The organism is Clostridium sp. JNZ X4-2 (genome assembly GCF_054889485.1).
The window spans coordinates 564,733-585,256 of record NZ_CM142685.1 but is presented as its reverse complement, the minus strand read 5'-3'; the positions used below and the strand labels follow the sequence as shown (position 1 = coordinate 585,256).

At 30.3% G+C, this 20,524-nt stretch carries 13 protein-coding genes and 1 pseudogene; 1 reads left to right on the top strand and 13 read right to left on the bottom strand.

The window, feature by feature from the left end; genetic code table 11:
• Positions 1-493: 493 nt before the first annotated feature.
• From ACYUJ6_RS02860 to ACYUJ6_RS02815, 10 genes and pseudogenes are all read right to left on the bottom strand, one after another.
• A complete protein-coding gene (locus ACYUJ6_RS02860) occupies positions 494-925 on the bottom strand; it encodes an NARF domain-containing protein (RefSeq protein ID WP_461845419.1) in 432 nt (143 codons plus the stop codon).
• Positions 926-1,315, bottom strand: a complete 390-nt coding sequence (locus ACYUJ6_RS02855; RefSeq protein ID WP_461844372.1) for a hypothetical protein — start codon at positions 1,313-1,315, stop codon at positions 926-928.
• Positions 1,299-2,210, bottom strand: a complete 912-nt coding sequence (locus tag ACYUJ6_RS02850) for a DUF6602 domain-containing protein (RefSeq protein ID WP_461844371.1) — start codon at positions 2,208-2,210, stop codon at positions 1,299-1,301. Before ACYUJ6_RS02850 ends, ACYUJ6_RS02855 begins: the two co-directional genes overlap by 17 nt.
• Before the next feature lie 48 nt (positions 2,211-2,258).
• Positions 2,259-4,481 (bottom strand): TIGR03986 family type III CRISPR-associated RAMP protein, encoded by a 2,223-nt coding sequence (locus ACYUJ6_RS02845; protein ID WP_461844370.1) that lies wholly within the window; start codon positions 4,479-4,481, stop codon positions 2,259-2,261.
• Positions 4,481-4,912, bottom strand: coding sequence for a hypothetical protein (locus ACYUJ6_RS02840; RefSeq protein WP_461844369.1), 432 nt, complete (start codon positions 4,910-4,912; stop codon positions 4,481-4,483). The genes ACYUJ6_RS02845 and ACYUJ6_RS02840 overlap by 1 nt, the downstream gene beginning before the upstream one ends.
• The gene (locus ACYUJ6_RS02835; protein WP_461844368.1) at positions 4,912-6,264 is read right to left on the bottom strand and encodes an RAMP superfamily CRISPR-associated protein; all 1,353 of its coding nucleotides are present in this window, start codon (positions 6,262-6,264) and stop codon (positions 4,912-4,914) included. Before ACYUJ6_RS02835 ends, ACYUJ6_RS02840 begins: the two co-directional genes overlap by 1 nt.
• Positions 6,251-8,491, bottom strand: a complete 2,241-nt coding sequence (locus ACYUJ6_RS02830) for an RAMP superfamily CRISPR-associated protein (RefSeq protein ID WP_461844367.1) — start codon at positions 8,489-8,491, stop codon at positions 6,251-6,253. The genes ACYUJ6_RS02835 and ACYUJ6_RS02830 overlap by 14 nt, the downstream gene beginning before the upstream one ends.
• On the bottom strand, positions 8,484-10,274 hold the full coding sequence (locus ACYUJ6_RS02825) for a Cas10/Cmr2 second palm domain-containing protein (protein ID WP_461844366.1): 1,791 nt from the start codon (positions 10,272-10,274) through the stop codon (positions 8,484-8,486). Before ACYUJ6_RS02825 ends, ACYUJ6_RS02830 begins: the two co-directional genes overlap by 8 nt.
• 421 nt (positions 10,275-10,695) lie before the next feature.
• Positions 10,696-10,896: pseudogene (locus ACYUJ6_RS02820) on the bottom strand (secondary thiamine-phosphate synthase enzyme YjbQ); the annotation flags it as partial.
• A 746-nt stretch (positions 10,897-11,642) separates the two neighbouring features.
• Complete coding sequence (locus ACYUJ6_RS02815; RefSeq protein WP_461844365.1) at positions 11,643-12,683, bottom strand: Rpn family recombination-promoting nuclease/putative transposase; 1,041 nt, start codon at positions 12,681-12,683, stop codon at positions 11,643-11,645.
• A gap of 244 nt (positions 12,684-12,927) precedes the next feature.
• Between ACYUJ6_RS02815 and ACYUJ6_RS02810 the strand changes: the two genes are divergently transcribed.
• Complete coding sequence (locus tag ACYUJ6_RS02810) at positions 12,928-13,416, top strand: DUF1643 domain-containing protein (protein ID WP_461844364.1); 489 nt, start codon at positions 12,928-12,930, stop codon at positions 13,414-13,416.
• Between the two features lie 497 nt (positions 13,417-13,913).
• Here the strand turns inward: ACYUJ6_RS02810 and ACYUJ6_RS02805 are convergent, their stop codons facing one another.
• From ACYUJ6_RS02805 to ACYUJ6_RS02795, 3 genes are all read right to left on the bottom strand, one after another.
• Positions 13,914-15,698 carry a DUF262 domain-containing protein gene (locus ACYUJ6_RS02805; protein WP_461844363.1) on the bottom strand — a complete coding sequence of 595 codons (1,785 nt, stop codon included), beginning with the start codon at positions 15,696-15,698 and terminating at the stop codon, positions 13,914-13,916.
• 503 nt (positions 15,699-16,201) lie between these two features.
• Positions 16,202-18,985, bottom strand: coding sequence for a TrlF family AAA-like ATPase (locus ACYUJ6_RS02800; RefSeq protein ID WP_461844362.1), 2,784 nt, complete (start codon positions 18,983-18,985; stop codon positions 16,202-16,204).
• Between the two features lie 478 nt (positions 18,986-19,463).
• Positions 19,464-20,495, bottom strand: a complete 1,032-nt coding sequence (locus ACYUJ6_RS02795; RefSeq protein ID WP_461844361.1) for an NAD-dependent epimerase/dehydratase family protein — start codon at positions 20,493-20,495, stop codon at positions 19,464-19,466.
• Positions 20,496-20,524: the final 29 nt, after the last annotated feature.

Below are 20,524 nucleotides of genomic sequence, written 5' to 3'. Positions count from 1 at the left end.
AAATATTGCTATCTATAACCCTATAACCAGTCTAATTTTCTGCATGATTTTTTTCTCTCACTAATTCAACTTCTTTGGTTATTACTTTAAAATCAACTTTTTTCGATTCTGTCCTTTTACTTACATTATTCAAAATATACACTTATCTATAAGTGCATATTTTTATAGGTGATGAGTCATGGTTAAATAACTTTTCCATTAGTTCCCATGAACCCCAAAGGAAAGAGGGCATCCGGTTAAGTTTTTTCCGTGACGAAGAGCTGACATTACTGGCAAAGCGGAAACAAACTACCGTTCAGTATAATTATCACATATCTGTTGGCAGAATGCTATACCCTATTCCGTTTAATATATAGAAAACAGAGCTAAAAGCTCTGCCTTTTTATTAAACTATTTCCCATCTTTATATTAATGTTCGACCTCATAGTGAAGGCCTTTCCGAACTTGCTACTTTTCACTCTTTACCATAAACTTTTAACTTCAAATACGAATTTTACCATTTATTTAATAAAACATCATCCTGATATTTCAATGCATTCATCAAATTGGCATACAGCGTTATCTCCGAGTTAGCATAGTTCACGTTTTTTATTCCCACACTATATTGTCCAAGATCAAACCTTCCTTTTTTTAGCCCTAAATATACTAAATAATCATTATTTGACTTCATTTTTTCTACGGTGTATTTAATATTTTTTATATGTATCTCATCCAGATTATCCAAATTGTTATTTATGTTATTAAAAATAACAGCGTCAATTTTTTTTGGTTTTTTTGAATCTAGAGGTAATTTATTTATGTGATCTTTGGCATCGTTATTTACATATACATATTCTTTATTCCTGAATCTTTCCAATATTGGAGCAATCATTTTATTATCATCTTCCTGAAAGGATATAATACATAATTGTTTATTTTTCTTGATTTATACTTCTTTTTCATAATTCTCCACTATTTTTTTAACTTCACTTTTCACTCTTTTGTCCACAGTTTCACTAACTCTGTGCATAATATATTTTCTTATCCCAATAGGTCCAAACACACCTCCAAGAACAATAATTCCTGAAATTATTGTAATTATTTTAATCATATTTAAATCAACATTTCTTTTTTTATCTTCAAGCTGAATTTTTTCATCTGACCATTCTTCTTTAAGTGCATTGTATTTACTCTCTAAATTCAGATACTTTTCCATTATATTGTTTTGATTTTCAATTATTTTATTATCAGTATTTGTATCCGCATAAACAACTTGTCCACAGAATAAGTTGGATACAATAAATACTAAAGCTAAATATTCAAACATTTTTTTCATCCAATTTTCCTCCAATTTCATTAAACATTCTAGCATAGGATTCATGTGGAAACAACATGGGATTATTAATAAGCATAAGAAGTTGATTCAGCTGAAATATCAATGAAAGTATGACATTTTCATTTCCTTTATTATCAATGATTTTAATGTCAGAAAGTTTTTTATCTATTTCCTGTCCACTTGTATTTTTGTTTTCATTGTATAATTCGGACTCGCCTCCAAACCTTTCCAATTTAAAATGATTTAATTCTTCATACCATTGATAATATGTCCAATTTTCATATTCAATTATTTTTTTTAAAGAATTCATTTCTTTACTGACATAAAGACAAATATCAAACATATTTCTTATTTTTTCTCCTATTTTTTCATTTTCTCCAATACAACATAATATTTTTATTGGCCTCGTTGAAGTCTGAGATTTTTTTGGCTTTGTGTTTTTAATATTGTTGTCAATTACTCCTGTCATAACCCTTGCTACTGAATTCAATGATGTGGTAAGTTTATCTATACTTTCAATCCATCTTTCAAGTACAGAACTATTTAACTCTTTGCTTTTGCATTGTATAACTACTGCCACTGCTTCTATGGGAATAAATTTTATCTTACCATAATTGAAAATATACGGAGTATATTGTTCATCAAATATAGCTAGATCCACTTCATCTGATATATGTCCATGTGAATCCATAACAAATATTCCCTGATCTATACAAAATTTTTTAGGAACAATTTCTTCAAATAAATCTCTCCAGACCCTTTCTCTGTATATTCCCATTGTAAGTTGTTGATTGGGAGTTTCCAATAACAATTGATTAACCAAGGACTTTTCTATATTTTCATAATTTTCATAGACTTTTTTAATGGTTTTCTCTTCTTTTTTATCTATATCCATATTTCTATTCCCCCAATTTCATTAAATATTTTTCAACTAACATTCAAGCTATTTATTTTTTATCCTGCTGACTTTGTCAGATCCAAATTTACTCCCAAACTTTTTTACTAATTCATTCATATTAATATCCCCAGACTCATTTTCATTATCTTCGTAGCTTTTTTCTACATAATAGTTCATATCCCGCAATACTTTTCTATCTTTAAATTCTTTCAACTCCATATATTCAATTTCTTCATTTTTAGGAACTTGATTCTTATACTTACTTATGCAAAAACATTTATATCTATAAGTTTCTTTCAATTTACACCCAAGGCTGTTTTTCATAAAATCTTCAAATGCTTTTTTACATTTTTCAATATCTAAATTTACATATTCTTCTTCCCTGCAATTGAATTTTTTAAACCGATTGGTAAAATCCACTGCTTTAACATCTAATATATTGAATTTAGCTTTTCCAAATCCATATGGTTTACCCTGTCCTATATTTTCAACAGCTTCCTCAAAGGGCTTTATAGACATCAGCAATAGACCCAGCTCATCATTGGATAAATTTTCAAAATAAATCCTTCCTTTAAATTCAGCTTCACTTTCTATAGGAGTCAATTCTGCAAATTGATTTTCTTGCGGATCTGCTTTGTTTTTGCAGCCACTTTTAATATCTGGCTTATCTTTTATCCAATAAAATTTTTGACCCCTGAGATTAAAATCACCGCTATAAGTTTTTAAATTCATTTTGTATTTTTTTAATCTTTTCTTATAAGTTGATTTATCCATTTGAAAACCTTCATCTTTTATCTCGTTTTGCTGTAAATAAAGCTGAAAAGAATTTATCTTAGGGTTCATAAGGCTCTTGAGGATTGAATTAACAGCACTTTTCTGATTGCATAATTTTGCATTTGTAAAGTACACTCTTCCCTTATATGAAACATTATTGTCCTTATAGTCTTTTGCAGACAGTTGTTTGTCTAGTACGGGTTTTACTTTATATGAAACATCATTGCCATTATAACTAAAGTTTGCAAACCCGAATATGCTTTGAACATAATCTAAGGCTTGATTCTTATACTCTTGTTTTATTTTAAGTCCGTCCAATACAGATTTTTCATAAGGTATTTTTAAATATGGCGTAAATCCAAATGAATCAATTTTATCGTTTTTTCCCAGAACATAAAAAACAGGTATTGTTTTCCCTCTATCCGGTAATTTAAATTGATCCGGTGTATTTTTTATGCTATACCTAACATTTGTTTCAAAACTGACTTTTAAATCTTTATCTATGATTTTAGGTTTTCCATTTAAATCAGGTGCATATATTATATAATGATTTTGCTTATTGCTTCCTTTTATCTTATTGGAATTCATAAGGATACCATAATTTTCATCATAATCAAATTTTTTTATATCTGTGATTTCCAACTTATTATCCTTATCTATTTTATATTTAATATTACAATGATATGGCTTATAATACCTATTTGTACTATTTTTAAGTATATCTTTTTTTTCTCTTTCAATTTTATTAATTCTAATATTTAATTCTTTATCTTCTTTATTACCTATTTTCTTTTTTAACTCATTTTCTAAAGACTTTTTCTCATTTTTCAATTTATTAAATTTATTCCATGAATTCTTCTCGGGATTTTCATTATAATTTAAAAAATACATAAATGATATCAGTCCGCTGCCTTTTTTTATTTTGCCGCATTCCCTGCACAATTCTCCTTCATGGATGCTTCTAAAAGTATTATGGTTTTTATCTTCTCTGGCAGGGATTATTTTATACTGTCCATTTTCATTAGTTAAATATCCAGCTTTAACATTATCATTTATTTTTGAATTTTTTTCTGGCAATAGTACCTTTCTATATATTTCTTTAAGTACATCATCTGAAAAAGCTCCTCTATACCATAATCTCTTATCTTCTATAAATTCAGGATATGACCAGGATAAAATTTCAGCATTACTTCTCACTTTTCCCCTTACAGTACTTCCTGGAATCGTGTAAGTGTCATTAACCTTAAAAAAATTTCCACTGCCGTCACCTATAAACATTGGTGTCTGTGTTTTTATCATATAATCTACATGTCCGGATTTTAAATTTTTATAAAACTTATCATGATAGGGCAGCTCATCTATAGATTTGTTTTTTAAATCATCTAACTCGTCTTCACATAAATTATCCATATATTCTTTAATATAATGCCTATAAACAACTTTATCTGGAAATGGTATAAAATTATATGGAGCCGATGCATATTTATTCTCCATTATTCCTTCACCTTATCTTTCTCTTCTTTTATATTATAAAGTTTCGTATATTCAACATAAGCTTGTCCATCACAATCATAATTCAAATAATGTCTAATTATCAGCTTGTAGATAAATCCATTTTTTTCATCCCTGAAAGGAGATCTGCCTTTTTTTAAAATTTGCCCTTCTTCTATATAATCTTCATTTCCCTTTGAATTAAATATAACTACAGAAAACCTTTCCTCCTGATTTTCCATGATTGACATCTCTTCATCTTTATTAAAAAATTTGGCCTCTATCAAATTATCAAGAAATTCAAAGTCAGTTATATCATCAGTTCTTTTTAAATATAATTCACTATAGGTATTTATCCATGCAAACTCAAAATCATGTTTTAAAATTTCACTTTTTATTTCCTCTTTGTTTAAACATAAATTTTCCATGTCCATCACCTTAATCCCTCTGAAATGATCTGTTCAAACTTGCACAAATCCCCATCAAACTCACCTTTATCTTTGAATGTAACAGTATACTTTTGGTAATCAGTGTCTTTCACCGTTATACTTGTTCCTTTAAAACGTCCATAACCAACATTAGAACCACTTCCTATAGGAAGATGACCAAGGCCTATATCCCTCAAAGTCAATAATATAAGTGCCAGTGCTTTCCTGTCTCCCTGTTTTACAGTTATGTTGAATTTAACAGGGCTGCATCGGGGTACAGTCAGCAGATCTTCTAAAAAAAGAGATCCCCCCATGGCACCTCCTGTAAATCTATCAATTTTTATCCTGTTGTATGTCTGTAATTTAAAATCCTTAACTTTTACATCATGAAAAATAACTTTTCCAAGTAAATTGTCCCTATCCTTCAGTTCTCTATTATCATTAACCCTTTTGCCAAAAATAGTCTCTATATCTTTCATATCTGCATCTAATGTCCTGTATATTTTATCAATATAATTTCTTATAACTCCTTTAATGGTAGAGGATGATATTATATAGATTTTATCCTCCCCACTTTTTTCATAATAAGGCATGCTTACAGATCTATCTCTGCCATCTCTATCTCTGCCATCTTTTTTCATTGGTCTTCTTTCCAAATTTCCCTTAACAATAAACCCATCTTCACAATATGCTTTAAAACATACATTTATCTCGTTATTTTCAAAGTATTCAATCCTCTTGGTTTCTAATTTTTCTTTCTCTATACGTTCTGCTTCAAGGTATCTGGAAAGTTCTATTTTATCCGATAAATCAAATTCATGCTCATATATATATCCGTCAACTGATTTTAAATTTCCAAAGCCAAAGGTTTTATTGCTCCCTATGGCTATCCTTCCGTCTGACAGCAGTTCTATGAATTCTTCCAGCATCTTGCACAATTCAGTATACTTTTCTTCACATAATTCAAATCCCCTTATTTCAAAGGTAAGATTAAAAGTTTTGCCTTCCAATATATGATATTCATTAAACAAACATTTTTCAAAAGAAGATGAAGTTTTATAGTCAATTTTCACATGTTCTCTACATTTTAAATCTTTAATGTCAATTTCTTCTATAGAAAAAGAATCATAAAAATATATACTTGATATATCTCCGTCTTCACCAAATACAAGATCATATATTGAGCTATCCTTATTATTTAAGAAATTTCTAAATGCCCCTGCTAATGTTGTACCACTGATAACAGCGTGTTTGTCAATTAAGAGCAGTCCATTCCCTTCATCTTCTCCATTTCCTATTCTAATAGGCGATATATTTTTTACAATACTCAAATATTGTTTTATTTTATTGAGCTTCACTATTTTCACCCTCATTCTTTTTCTTTAAGGAATAATAAATTGAATCCCTGATTAAATTTAAGAAAACTCTTTCCACATCATTTTCTTTTACCTTCCCAATAAGTTTATTTAAAACCTTCCTTATTGATTCTTTATTTTCACATAAACCACAAATTGAATTTAAATTATATCCATCAAATATTTCTTGACTTAACATACTTTGATTGGCTTTATTTCTAGAATTATTTTCCGTTGTAATTTTAAGTCTTTCAATATAATTCTTGAGTTCATCTAAATAATTTCCTTTACTATTTAAAATTAAATCCAAAGTTGATATAACATTATTCACTTGTGTATTATTCAAGCTGCTAATTTTATTTTTACTGTCAGCTATATATTTCTTTATGCGTTCATCAAGGACTACTTCATCTATTCTATTTTTAATTATTTCAATATTGTTCTCAGCAACTTTTGAATATCTATAATACTCATTATCAGCATTATGATTTTCATTATCAATATTATCTATATATCCTATTGATTTAATATTCAGAAAAGCAGGGTTTATAATAACTCTACCAAAACCATCCTGTTTTCTGTCACCATGCTGTTCCTTTACAAAATTATCTATATTTACTTTTTTTATTTTATTTTCACATTTGATTTTTACAGTGCTTCCATTTTCAATTCCATAAACCTGTGGTAAACTGGACTTCCATTTTGTATTAAATCCCGTGATGACTGCAGGTTCTATTTCATAGCTTATTTCATTATATTCCTGCTGGCTGAGGTTTAAATCTAATTTTTTATTTAGATAGTCTCTCTCAAATTGTTGAGTTATCTGATGATTTTTATCTCTTAAAACTGTGCTGGATAAAAAATAGATATACAAACTTTTATCATCATTATAGTAAGTAGTGTTAAAATATTGTAATTTCTCTTTGAGTCTGTCAAAATCTTTAATGTTCTCCACATTTGATATGAGTACCTTACCATATCCGCCTGTCCTGGATCCTCCTAAATAAAAAATATTATTTTTTGAAATGTCCTTGTAAATATACATTTTCAATTTTTTCTCTATGTTAGAGACATCAATTATTCCGTAAAATTTTTGATTTTTTGCAATAGCTTCATATCTGAATATATTAGATTTGTCTTTTTGTCTTGAGTGATGAAATCTAAAATCTTTTTTTACATTAAATTGATATAATCTGTTATTTAAATAAAATGAAAAAACGCCTTTCTTAAGTTTTTTAATTTTTCTATTTGTACCACAATTTAAGTCATCATCAAATACCATAGAAAATTCTTCTTTTTTATATACAGTATCATTGGATTTATCCCTATCTTTTGTTATTCTAAATAGATTTGGAGTGGGAAATGAAAAATGCTTTTCATTATTATAAGTACATATTGGATATGCATCATAGAACCCAACATTTTTAAGAACAGCTTCAAAATCTTTATCATTTTCCTGCTGCATATAACTGTATCTATTGAGTAAAGCTCCCCTAACAGAGGAACCCGTTATATAAAATTTACTTTCTTCATAATCATATTTAGCCTGGCTATCTCCTATCTTTACCGGTTCTTTTAAGTCCAACTCATAAAATATATAATCAAACTCATCTTCATGTAATTCTCTATATTCATAGTTATCTACCTCCTGTTTTTCCAGTAGAGATAGCTTCACGCTGCCTTTTCCCCTACTTTTATGCACTCCTAAATTTTTAAGGGAATTAACAGCCATATTAATAAATTCAATTTCACTCTTATCCAATTCTGTATCACTCTCTATGAATCCAACAAATACCAACCCCTTTTTTAAAACTCTTGCTGCTCTTAAGGATTTATCTTCCGATACACCATTGTCATTTATTTTAATTGCATATCTTATATCTGTCAGACATGGCATAATAATATTTTTATCATTTCTATAATCTAAAAATAAATCCACAATATCTTTATGCAAATAAAAGTTAGTAAATCTCAATTTGCCTTCCCCACTTTTTTCCATGCTCCCAACACCAAAAAGTGAATTTGATATGTTTTCAAAGTCATCTTTATAATATGGTTTTAAGATTTTATCCACAGAATTTCTCATATTTCCTTTAAAAGTTTTTCCCAAAAAATAAGGAAACCCATTTTCATCCAAAAGTATTTCTGTATTCACTATGCCATTTTTGGATTCTCCATTTCCAAATATAGTCTCCGATAATAATTCTACAGTGATTGGATATCTAATCATCTCTATTTCCTCCTTTCACATGAGTATACAGATCCATAATATCAATGGCATCATATATTGGCTGCTTCAAAGCATAAACATCAAATTTACTATTATTATAAAAATTCAATGTTTTTTGAAGATTATATTTTAATGCAAACAGTTTAAAATCTTCTTTACTTGAATTCATAGCTCTAAAAAATCCCTTTATATTGCTCCTGCTGTTTGTCTGCTTGATCGCATTCAATATTTTCTCAAAATAATAAAAATTATAGTTTACAGTAGGTTTTAAATATTCAAGCTTATCACTATTATTTTTATATTCTTTATTTAACATTTTTTTGTTCTCATAATCAATTTCATCTATTATATATGGTCTACCTGCCAATTTATCCTGCACTTCTGGATCAAGATCAAAAGAATTTTCAGTCCTGATATACGAAAGATCACCCATCACATTTCCTCTATCAAGCTGCCAGTCAATTATGGAAGCATCATAACTGCCAATCCCATGAATTTCATACTTATTTTTAATTTCTTTTAATTTTTTCTTCGAATTTTCTTCTAATTCACCAGCTATTTTTACAGCTCTAAAAAATGGATGTTTTTCTTTTACTATTGCCACCCCGGCTCCAACAGTCAGTTTTTCTTTGTTTTCTTCACTTTCAAATGCGATTTCTCTACTTGTTATTTTTTTAATAAATTTTTTTGTTATATCAACAGATAGTTTTCCATTAGTTATAAAAGTGATATCATCTCCTGCTGAAATTATAGGCCTTAGAGGTATTATATTTCTTGCTTGTTTATCTACAGACTTTCCCTCATATCCTATGCTCTCTGCATAATTTTCATAATTATCTATAAGTTCTGCTATTGTCTCTTTAAAAACATTTTCATAACATACAGTTATTTCTTCAGTTAATTTATTAAATTCTTTTATATATTCAATATTTCCTTCAAAAATATTTTCTCTATACACATGATCAAATCTTTTATTAAAACTCTGTATCCTTTTCCCCATTCCATTTCCATCTATACATGTTATCCCTATGTATCCGCCTCCCTTATCAGAACTGCCACCTATCTCATCAATTTTATCCGTAAATTTAAATTCATTTGGTATATCATAATCATCATTTAGTCCGCACTTTTTGATAAAATTCTCTTCAAATTTAACCTGAAATCCTTTCTCTCTGTCAATTTTATTTTTATTATGTTCTTCATATATTACACTAAAAAAATCTAATTTATCATTTGATTCTCTTGATGCATAAAACTTTTCATCATTCTGTTTTTCATGGAATATTTCTACAGCAGGTTTTCTAGTACTTTTACATAATTCCGTCAATCCGTAGCCTATTCTTTTAAACTGATTTTTTAGTTTGCCTTTTTTTGCAGTTAATTTTTTTTCCATGATATCATATATATCAATTAATTTTTCATTATAAATATCAAATTTTTTTATTATTAATAAAAGTTCAAGTCCATCAAATTTTTCCATAACAAATTTACTGAATATTTCATTAAATCTTTTTGCACTATTAATACTTGAAAATATATACATGGAATTCCCACCTGCTGCAAACAATTTATGACCATCATTTAAATTATCTGAACCTTCTTTTTTGCCAAAATGCTTATCACTCAGCTGCATATATTTAAGTACTTCACCACCAAGTTTTTCTGAAACAAACTTTATTATTTTTGATGCCCCTATTATTTCCCTCAATCTATTACTTCTGAAAATATATTTTTGTTTACTTCCTATGTCAATTTTTACTATATAAAATTTATGTTCATCCACAATTTGCCCTCCAATCATCATCTTTATATATTAAGAAATATATTCTATTTTTTTTTGCAAAATCCTTCATATATATGGATATTTTTATATAATAATACAACATTCTTTTTAATTTATATTCATTCTTTCAAAACTCGCCATAAGTTTTTTTAATTTCAGTATAATATGCACAGGAACTCTATATTAAGTTTTTATTTACACTTAACCAGAGTAACGCCATTAAATTGACCCCTGATGATATTGAGCCCATAATAAAATGATTAAAAAAATAGGTCACTACAAGTTTTCAATAACAAAAAAAACCACCATTTCTGATGATTCCATACTTTAAATTGTCATTGCACAATTTTATATTTTAAATTTAATAGTAGCTCCTTAGCTCTTTCTTCTTTGATTACAATTATAGATATATAAAATCAAATTAATCTCTAACTATTTTTATATATACTTTTCTATTTCTTGGGCCATCAAATTCACAAAAATATATTCCCTGCCAGGTTCCCATTTTTAATTTTCCATTTTCAATAATAACACTACAGGTCGAACCCATCAATGAAGCCTTTATATGAGCATGGGAATTGCCTTCCATATGAAGATACCTATTTTGTTCAAAAGGTCTGTTATATCTAAAAACTCTTGCGTTTTTGTGGTTTTTACAACTAAATACTCCATACTTTCACCTCAAATTAAATAAATAATTACATGCCTATATTATATAACATCCACTCAGCAAAAAGAGCTGTAGATTTTGCAAGCTGACCTTGAGACAATATTCCACTTGCCAAGAAATTTATTACAAGATAAATAATAGCCACGAACATCGTTCCATACAGTACTGCTTTCCGGTTTTTTCCTCCAGTTAATCTTTATATGGAAGTAAATATTTAACAGCCACAATATTAGCAAACAGTTTATTGTTTGCTATCTTATAATCCATTAAATCTTCATGAATAGCTGGAACTAAATTAAAATTTCTATTCTAATTTTCTGCATGATTTTTTTCTCTCACTAATTCAACTTCTTTGTTTATTACTTTAAAATCAACTTTTTCCGATTCTGTCCTTTTACTTACATTATTCAAAATATCATTAAGTTTAAGCTTTATGTCTTCATGCAGCTTATTATAAATTATTTTTTTCTTGTGGTGTCAATTGACTTATTAAATTCCAAACATCATCTACACTGGGTTTCATCTAAAACACCTCATTTTATATTTAGTATACAAAAAAACATATTCCTCGTTATGGCATTTATAAACATATAATTTATATCTATTTTATTCATTATTTTCAGAGAATAGTTTTAAACGGAAATCTACTGAAGCTTGAAAATATTTTCCGTTTTTTGTATGGGGTCAGACCCCATACATTAATTTAGTTTTCTCTGTCTCAACTTTTCTTTAAATTCTTCAATGGAATTACTCTTAACCGCATCCTCAAATACAGAGTTCAAAGTATTTTCATCCTCTATCCCTTCTATTTTACTCATATAGGAAGTATCAGAAAACTTAATACCCAATAATTTTTTCAGTCCCTGAAGTAATCCATCTTTTCTGCCTTCTTTTCTGCCTTCTTTTCTGCCTTCTTCCAAACCTGTTTCTCTTCCCTCTCTTATAATATTGTCTATAGTCTTACCTAAATTAGATACCATAGAATCCACCTCCCCTTGACTGGATTTTTTCAATATTTCCTCTACCCTTATTTTAGATTCCCTGTCCAACCTGGGTTTCATTATACCCTTCAGCCAGATTTTAAGTATGTCAAATTGCTCAGGGGTTATCTTTTTAAGAACATATGCCGTAAGTCTGAGCCTCTTCATCAAATCCTCTTTACTTATTTCCTTGTCCAGCAGAAATACAGTAGATACCATGTTAGCCATACTCTCAAGCTGGCTTTCATCATATCTGTAAATATCAAACAATATATATCTGAAATCTATTATATTTTCACCAAACAACTCACTGCCGCTTAATACATCTCTAAAATTCCTGTAAGCAGTCCATTTATTTTTACCGTTGTAAAGCACCATGGGAACAACTGCAGGCAGTTTGAAATCCTTTCTGCGCCTGTCATCTTTTGAAGTATTTTTCAGTATCTCTCTCCATATCTCAACTATATAAAACAGCAGCCTCATGGGCATCCTGTAATCCACTCTGGATTGGAATTCCAGAAGGATGTAAAATATCACTTCCTGCCCTTCTATATTTACCTTGTATACAATATCCGATTCTTCCTCACTGAAATCTTCAAGTATATAAGATTTATCTACAAGCATTAGATCTTCACTTTTTATCAAGTTAACCCAATCCTTTTTGACAAATCCCCTCAATAACTCCAGAAATGTTTCCTTGTGGGAAAATATATACTTGTAGCCTACATCGTGTTCATGATGAACTCTATCCTCCGGCATATCATCTTCCTCCTAATAATATATTACTGTATTATTAGTATTTACCAGAACATAAGTTCCTATACATTGAATCACATATTCATTATCTTCATTTTATCAAAATAAATTATAATAATCCACACTGTGGATAAAAATATTTTGTTCATGATCCCGGGAAGATAGTTTACGGCAGGATTATTTAACACTATTGGAGAATATACAACTTGATGATGTATAATAAAAAATTTAAAGGGGATGTTGTCACATGAAGAAATATGCTTTCATAGACCTCACAGGGAAATACAGATACACTCTATCACGGATATGGAATGAAAATTCAGGTAAAGTAGTTTTTATATTGTTAAATCCAAGCACCGCAGACACCTTCGAGGATGACACTACAGTAAAAAAATGTATATCTTTTGCTAAGCACTGGAACTTCGGCTCTCTGGAAATAGTAAATCTCTTTGCATACAGATGCACTGATGCAAAATCCTTGAAAAATGTTTCAGACCCTGTGGGTATAAAAAATAACCAATATATTTTAAAAGCTGTAAAAAATGCAGATAAAATAATTGCAGGCTGGGGAAATGGCAGTGATTTCTGCAATAGAGCTTCTGATGTTTTATGCCTTTTGAAAAGCTATAAATTGTACTGCCTTGAAATCAACAAAACAGGCAGCCCAAAACATCCATTATTTTTATCACTGGATACAGAACTTAAAGAATATAAGCAGAAACCCACAATTGCATAAAATGGAGCAAAACTATTTCATTTATGGCCTCATTTTCCAGCAGCTCTTTTATCAGCTTTCTGTCTTTAGATGTAGGTGCAAAAGTATACATATTTCTGGTTAATAATTAATTTAAATAAATCTAAAATTTTCATTTATACTATAATATCTAAGAAAGCATAAATATTTTAGAGATAGCCATCTTCCAGGTTTTATCTCTCACAAAGGAGTCATTGCGGTTAATTGACAGCAGGGGAGGTGGCAATATGAGTGATACTGCGATTATAGTAATATCTATATGTATTACATCATTATGCTTAACAGCCATGGTGATTTTAGGAACATATTAAAAGATAAATTAGTAATCAAGGGTAAATCTTCAATTGGCAAGTTAACTGAAAATGAAATTTCTATAACTGCCAAAGATAAAAACTCAAAAAATTAAAACGCACCCCTGAGAAAGTGCATTTTAATTAACCTTTAAAAAATTTTCACTAAAAATCGCAATAGCTTTTAAGCTATCGTTTATTTCCAAAAAATGTTATGGGGTCTGACCCTATTACAAGTATTTCCTTAATTTGATTAATCAGCCAATGATGCCTGTCTATTATTGACTTTTCATTCCAGGATTTTTGATATTTGGCTGAATTATAGTCATCTACAATTTTTTGGGTTATTCTAAAACTAGTAATTCCTTCAGATTTACTGCCTTTCTTTCCTTGTCCGGAATACACCTTTATCTTTTCATCAAAAGGAAAATCCTGTGCCTGTCTGTTCTTTTTCCCGCTGAGCAATGTCATATTTCCAAGAGTATTTAAATATTTGTTTCCCGCTTCCTGGTCAAAATATTCCCAGCCCCTTGCATTTGAAAAGTTCCTGGGCAGAATGTGCTCCAGCTGCAATTTTGAATCAATCTTTATAAGATTTACATCATCACTGTCATTCTGCTTATATTCCACCAATAAAAGAATGGGCTTAATCCAATTTTCAAAGTAAACCTCTCCGTTTAACTTTTCCATGGCAATTCCTATTATATTATCCTTTTTCAGCTTCTCATTTATGATTTTTTCAATGTTTTCAATGCTCTCTTTATTTTTTATTGCAGCTATAATATTAAAACAGGTCTGCTTGATGCCGTTAAGAGTTTTTCCAGATATCAAGCACAAATAATAAAACCGTCTCAATACTATTTTCAATCTACCCATTTCATCATATTTCACATGCTGGGCTGTAATGAGTGATGTCAGGCAGTAAATACTCCATGGTATATACCAAAAACTATTTGTGACCTTATCTGAAGATTCATGTATATTTTTATACTCGCTGACAAATTTTTTAAAATCCGCCAATACCCTGTTGGAATCTTTATTCTTAAACTGCCTTTTTAGTTCTTCAACCAAAGAATGTTTGGGATTGCTTGCCAATAAATAATATTGATAGTAGGTAAACATATCAGTTAAATTTACATTGTCCATATCAGAAATCCATTGTTCTATAACTGTCCAATCATTCATAAATACAGCATGCTTATGTTCATCTCTGTTTATGGGTGCCAACAGATACCCCTTAATTATATCTGCTGCAGATAAATCCATTCCTCTGTCATTTAACACCTGGAAAAGTTTTATTGCAAACCCTTCATCATAACAGGTTATTTTTATCAACTTTACCTGGTTAAGAAGATAGTTAACAAAATTTCCCGATTCATCTTTCCCTAACCTGGTCAAATAATTATTAAAAATATATGCAGTATTAATATATCTGTTTCTGGCTTCCAATTCAATTTCCTTCTTGCTGGGTTTTCTTATATCTGAAAAGTCATTCCTTTCAAAAATCAGCTCTGCAAAATCACTGGCATGGGATGGTTCAGACTGCAATCTCAATCTCTTCATATCATTTGAATCACATATACAATTTTCTATCTTTTTTATCTTTACAACTCTAGGATTTTTCTCAGGATCAACAGAACTGTTTATTTTAGGATACAGCCTTCTCAATATGCATAATAAAATCATAAGCGTAGTTACTCTCTGCTGCCCGTCCACTATATCTTCAATACCATTCCCTTTTGCTATAACTATCAGCGAGCCAAGAAAATAATTGGTATCAACGGAGCTGTCTTCTCTGTTATTCTGATAAGCTTCATAAATATCATCCCAGAGCTGTGTTACCTGCTCATCCTTCCAGCTGTATTGGCGCTGATAATCCGGAATCTGATATATAGGATCCTTATCTGTGAAAATTTCACTTAGCGACATACTCTGTGGTGTAAACTGTTCCTGCATTTGATTGGCTGCATTCATAATAAATTTCCCCTTTATTTATCATTGGTACGCTCTCGAAAACTCAGAGAGCTTGATTTTTATATATTATAAGGCTCAACATATTTGCTTCACCAGTCCATCATCAATTGCACTTGTAAGCTTTTCACCATAAAAAATACTGCCATACTTAACAGAATAACTTTCAGATATCAGCTTTTTAATATGAGTGGTGTTTTAATTCCCTGGTTACTCCGGATCTACGGATTCCTTTTCCTTCACATTCATACTAACATAATTTCCATACAGACAAGCAACATCAGGGCCGAATTGTCCAAGGACTTTTTCATCAAAATATAAAAAAAGCTCTGCAATAGAATCCTTTTACTGTTACAGAGCTTCTATAGTCTATATATCTTAATTTCCTTTATAGTACTGGGTTGATGGAAAAATTCAATAGCAACAATTTGTAAGCGTAAAACGAAATTTGCTTTTGTCCTTTAAACATGACAATTTTCCACAGGTAATTGAATAAGGCTTGCAATTTATATATGATACTTATGTTTTCGCAATTCGAAGGCTTTTTCGCCGCCTTCAAGGATATCACATATGTGCTGTTGTATACCTTGACTATTCAATATTCCTTCATCAACAGTCACTCCATCTGCTTTATATATAGGTAAATCATTTTCTATCGACCCCGATCTGTATTCAAAGCGTTTTTCTTTGTTCTTTGAGTTATTACCTTGCTGATTGGCCACAATGACTTCCTCGGCATCAGCTCCTAATACCACATTAGCATTATGAGTAACAACAATTATTTGCCTGTCTTTTTTCTTTTTCTTAATGAAAGGAATAAGATCATTAAAAACAGACCGATTGTCAAGGTCATCCTCCGGTTGATCAATAAGTATAGGACATTTGCTTTCCGCTAAATCTATAAGCAGTTTAAGCAAAACGAGAGCTTTTTTACCTGGCGACATAACATCAATTCCATCGCCATCCATTTTAACATTATATTTAGTATTATACCAATCACCAAAAATTTCTCGCAAAATCGTTTCCTGGGTATTTCCACCTTTCGGTTGTAAATCACCTATAAGAATTTTTTCAATGATTTCAGTCATTTTAGTTTTCGTATAGTTACTTGCATCGAAATTATCTGGGCTTATTACTTGCTTAAATACCACAGAACGATTATTTAATAAAGTACTTACTTTATCAATAAATGCTTTACATCTAAATGGAGCATCAACTGAGAAATCTAACTCACTGCTTGATAGTTTTGTATTAGTATTTACTACATTAGCAAATGATCCATGCTGCTTATAAAAAAAGTCAATGGACGTGACTATTGTTTCAATAATACTTTTTTCTTTAATCTTCATTTTCTCAATACTTTTGTCTAATGCTAAGAATTTTGTATAATTTTCATTTTCTGTTTTTAATTTATCCGAAATATCTGCAATAGCTTTATTACCCTGTACTTTTGGCCTAAGAGATTCCTCTATGTCCTTTGCTTTGGAAAGCTTGCTATTTACTTCAGAAAGATACTCTCTAAGTTTTTTAACAATAGCCCTTTTAGCAGTAGACCAAACTGCATCTGCAGAATTAATTGCTGAAATAATGGCTGCATCAATAGCCGCTTTTGTTTCGTCTGAGAATGGATAATCTAAATTCTTTTTTTCAACAACTGATTGATAGTCATCTAAGAACACTAATTCGCTGGTGATATTGCTAATTTGTTTACTTAGTAACTCTATTTGCACAGCTGTATCGTCATACGATTTTAACTCTTCATCTGAAATTGCCAATTCTTTTGACAACTTTTCTTTCTCTTCATTTAACCTCGAAATTTCCGATTCAATGCCTGATCTATTACCCAATTCTTTTTTCTGATCATTAAAAAAATCAAGTCCCTTATGGGTCTCCAGTAAGTCAAGAATAGCCTTGTTAAGCTTTGCTTTATATGTTTTAATAGAAGACAGCATATCCATATGTGCTTTATTAGCATCAGCGTTCAGAAGAACGATTTCTTCGATTATTTTATCTATTTCTGTCGCTGCCTCCTTATCATCACTTAGCCTATTTAAATACGTCTGTGGAACATAAACAATTTTTCTTTCCTCATCAATCTTTTTATCAGCCCAAACTGTTGTCAGGTTACTTACATCTCTCGTACTTGTGATGGATATTTTTTCTTTCTCAAGCACTTGATTTTTGTCTATTGACATTGCAAGATTATGCAGTAAAATAGATTTACCTGTTGATTTTCCCCCAATTACACAAGTTAACTTATCGCTAAATAAAATGGGTTGAGTTTGAAATTCATCATCCTTGAATTCAACATGGTCTATAACATAATATGATTGCTTATAATCCGGCATAGTTTCGGATATTTTAACCCGTTCAACAGGTTCATATATGATCTGCTTCAGCCCATTAAATGTCGGATCAGCTTTTATCCAGCAATACTTATGATCATCAGGTTCAAAAATTTTTTTGTTCGTATGAGCATCACTACCATGCAGACAAGGCTTTAATAAGCCACATTGCTGAATAACAACTTTTTCAGGGCAATTTGCTTTTTTCCCAGAAAAGAAAGCAATATCACTTGGTGTTGCAGAAAATATACCATCTACAAATTTGTAGATTGATTGCCTAAATGCTTTCAGTTGAGAGTTACAACTATCAGCTTCAAAATAACCAGAATGGTTAGTAGCACCGCTAACTCCGTCATTTGTACTGTTCGACACTAAAATAACAGTATTACTCCTTAAATCAAGATCACTGGAAAAGAGTTCCTGTATTTTATCAAAAGACGGGACATATTGCTCAATACCTTTATGATATGCCCTGTCAGTGTTAAGTGAACTGTCAATTGTCTTTCCCAGTCGTATTAATTCTGAATGTGCAGCAGAAAAATCTGTTAATCCGTATTTAAATGAGATCTTGGAAAAAAATCTATCTTCAATAGAATCGATTATCACCGGATTAAAAATGAAATGGATGTTAATTGGTGATTCACTTGCTATGGGTTGCACTCGCATTTCGACATTCGGCACAATCATAAAAATACTATTCGGCAATCGTTTATCTGCAATCACTTTTTTATAGTTATCAATTGAGAGATAATCAGTTATGCCAATAACTTCTATGTTTTTAGATGGATTACATCTGTCACCTATATATGCAGTTACGTCTTCATAGAACTTGTCCCATTTTTCTGATAGGGAGTTTCCTTCATATCGATCATTCTTCACCGTTCCAGGTGTATGAATATGTAAGTCCCAACGCCGCCACTCGGAACCCCTTTGAAAATTGTTCATTTTCTACCCTCCTTATTTAGCATTCAGGAACTTAAATGAATACAAATAAGGGATTAATAAAATATTAGGCACAAGAATCTTTCCATTATTTCATTAATCATCTCACCTGAACTTTGCCTAAATGTTAAAAGAATCTGTGTTAGTAATGTAGACACATTTTTTGGATTTTTAAACTGATTTTATTTTAATTCATTTTAAATATATATCAGAGATACACGGAGCAAATCATTTGGCTTGTCCTTGACATGTATTTAGAATTAATATTGTTTTGCCCAAAGATTAATTGGAAATTTATCTGAGTTTCTTTTGTATATTCGATTCGGCTATGTATTCTTTTCCTGTTATACCAGCTTCCAACATATTCAAAAATTGATATTTTTATATCTCGGCCCATATGAATTTCATATAAGCAATTCCAGATATATCACTTTTTTATAAACTTTTCACTTAATATACCCAAAGACCTAATGTACTCTATTTAAATATCTTTCTTTTTATAATATTCTACATACCAGTCAGCGAATTTCTGCAATCCCTCCGCTATAGTAGTAGACGGCTTAAAATTCACAGCCTTTTGAAGCAATTCAGTAGAAGCATAGGTTACAGGTACATCACCTGGTTTCATCGGCTCAAAAATTTTATCAAATACTACTTTTTCCCCAAGTGCATTACTCAAGGCTTTTTCCAGTGTTTCTATAAACACCATCAACTTTTGAGGCTTGTTATTGCCTATATTGAAAACCCTGCTGGGTTCTTCACCTTCAGGGGGATTGTCAAGAAGTCTTGAAATTCCCTCTACAATATCATCTATGTATGTAAAATCCCTATACAAATCATGTTCAAAATCACCATTGTTGAATATCTTGATAGGTTCCCCTGCAAAATATTTATTGGTAAATCCAAAATAAGCCATATCAGGTCTTCCCATGGGACCATAGACTGTGAAAAATCTCAAGCCTGTGGAAGGAATTTTGTATAAATGACTGTAAGTGTAGGCCATCAATTCATTGGATTTTTTAGTAGCTGCATAAAGAGATACTGGGTGATCTACAAAATCCGATTCCCCAAAAGGTACTTTTTTATTTGACCCATATATAGAACTTGAGGATGCATATACGAGATGATCTACAGGGTTATATCTGCATGCTTCAAGTATATTAAAAAATCCAACAATATTACTCTGTATATATACATCGGGATTTTCTATGGAATATCTTACTCCAGCCTGGGCAGCCAGATTTACAACTACCTGGGGTTTATATTCCTTAAATGTTTTCAGAACCATAAACTTGTCTGAAATATCCCCTTTTATAAAAGTAAATTTATGAAAGGGATTAAGTTTCTCCAACCTGGCATATTTAAGATTCACATCATAATAATCATTTATATTGTCAATTCCAATTACAGTGCATCCATTTTCCAATAACTTTTTAGACAGATAAGATCCAATAAAACCTGCTGCGCCTGTAATAAGATATGTTTTATTTGTATCTAAAGATCTATACTTCAATTGTTTACCTCCTTAAAAATAAGTGTCTT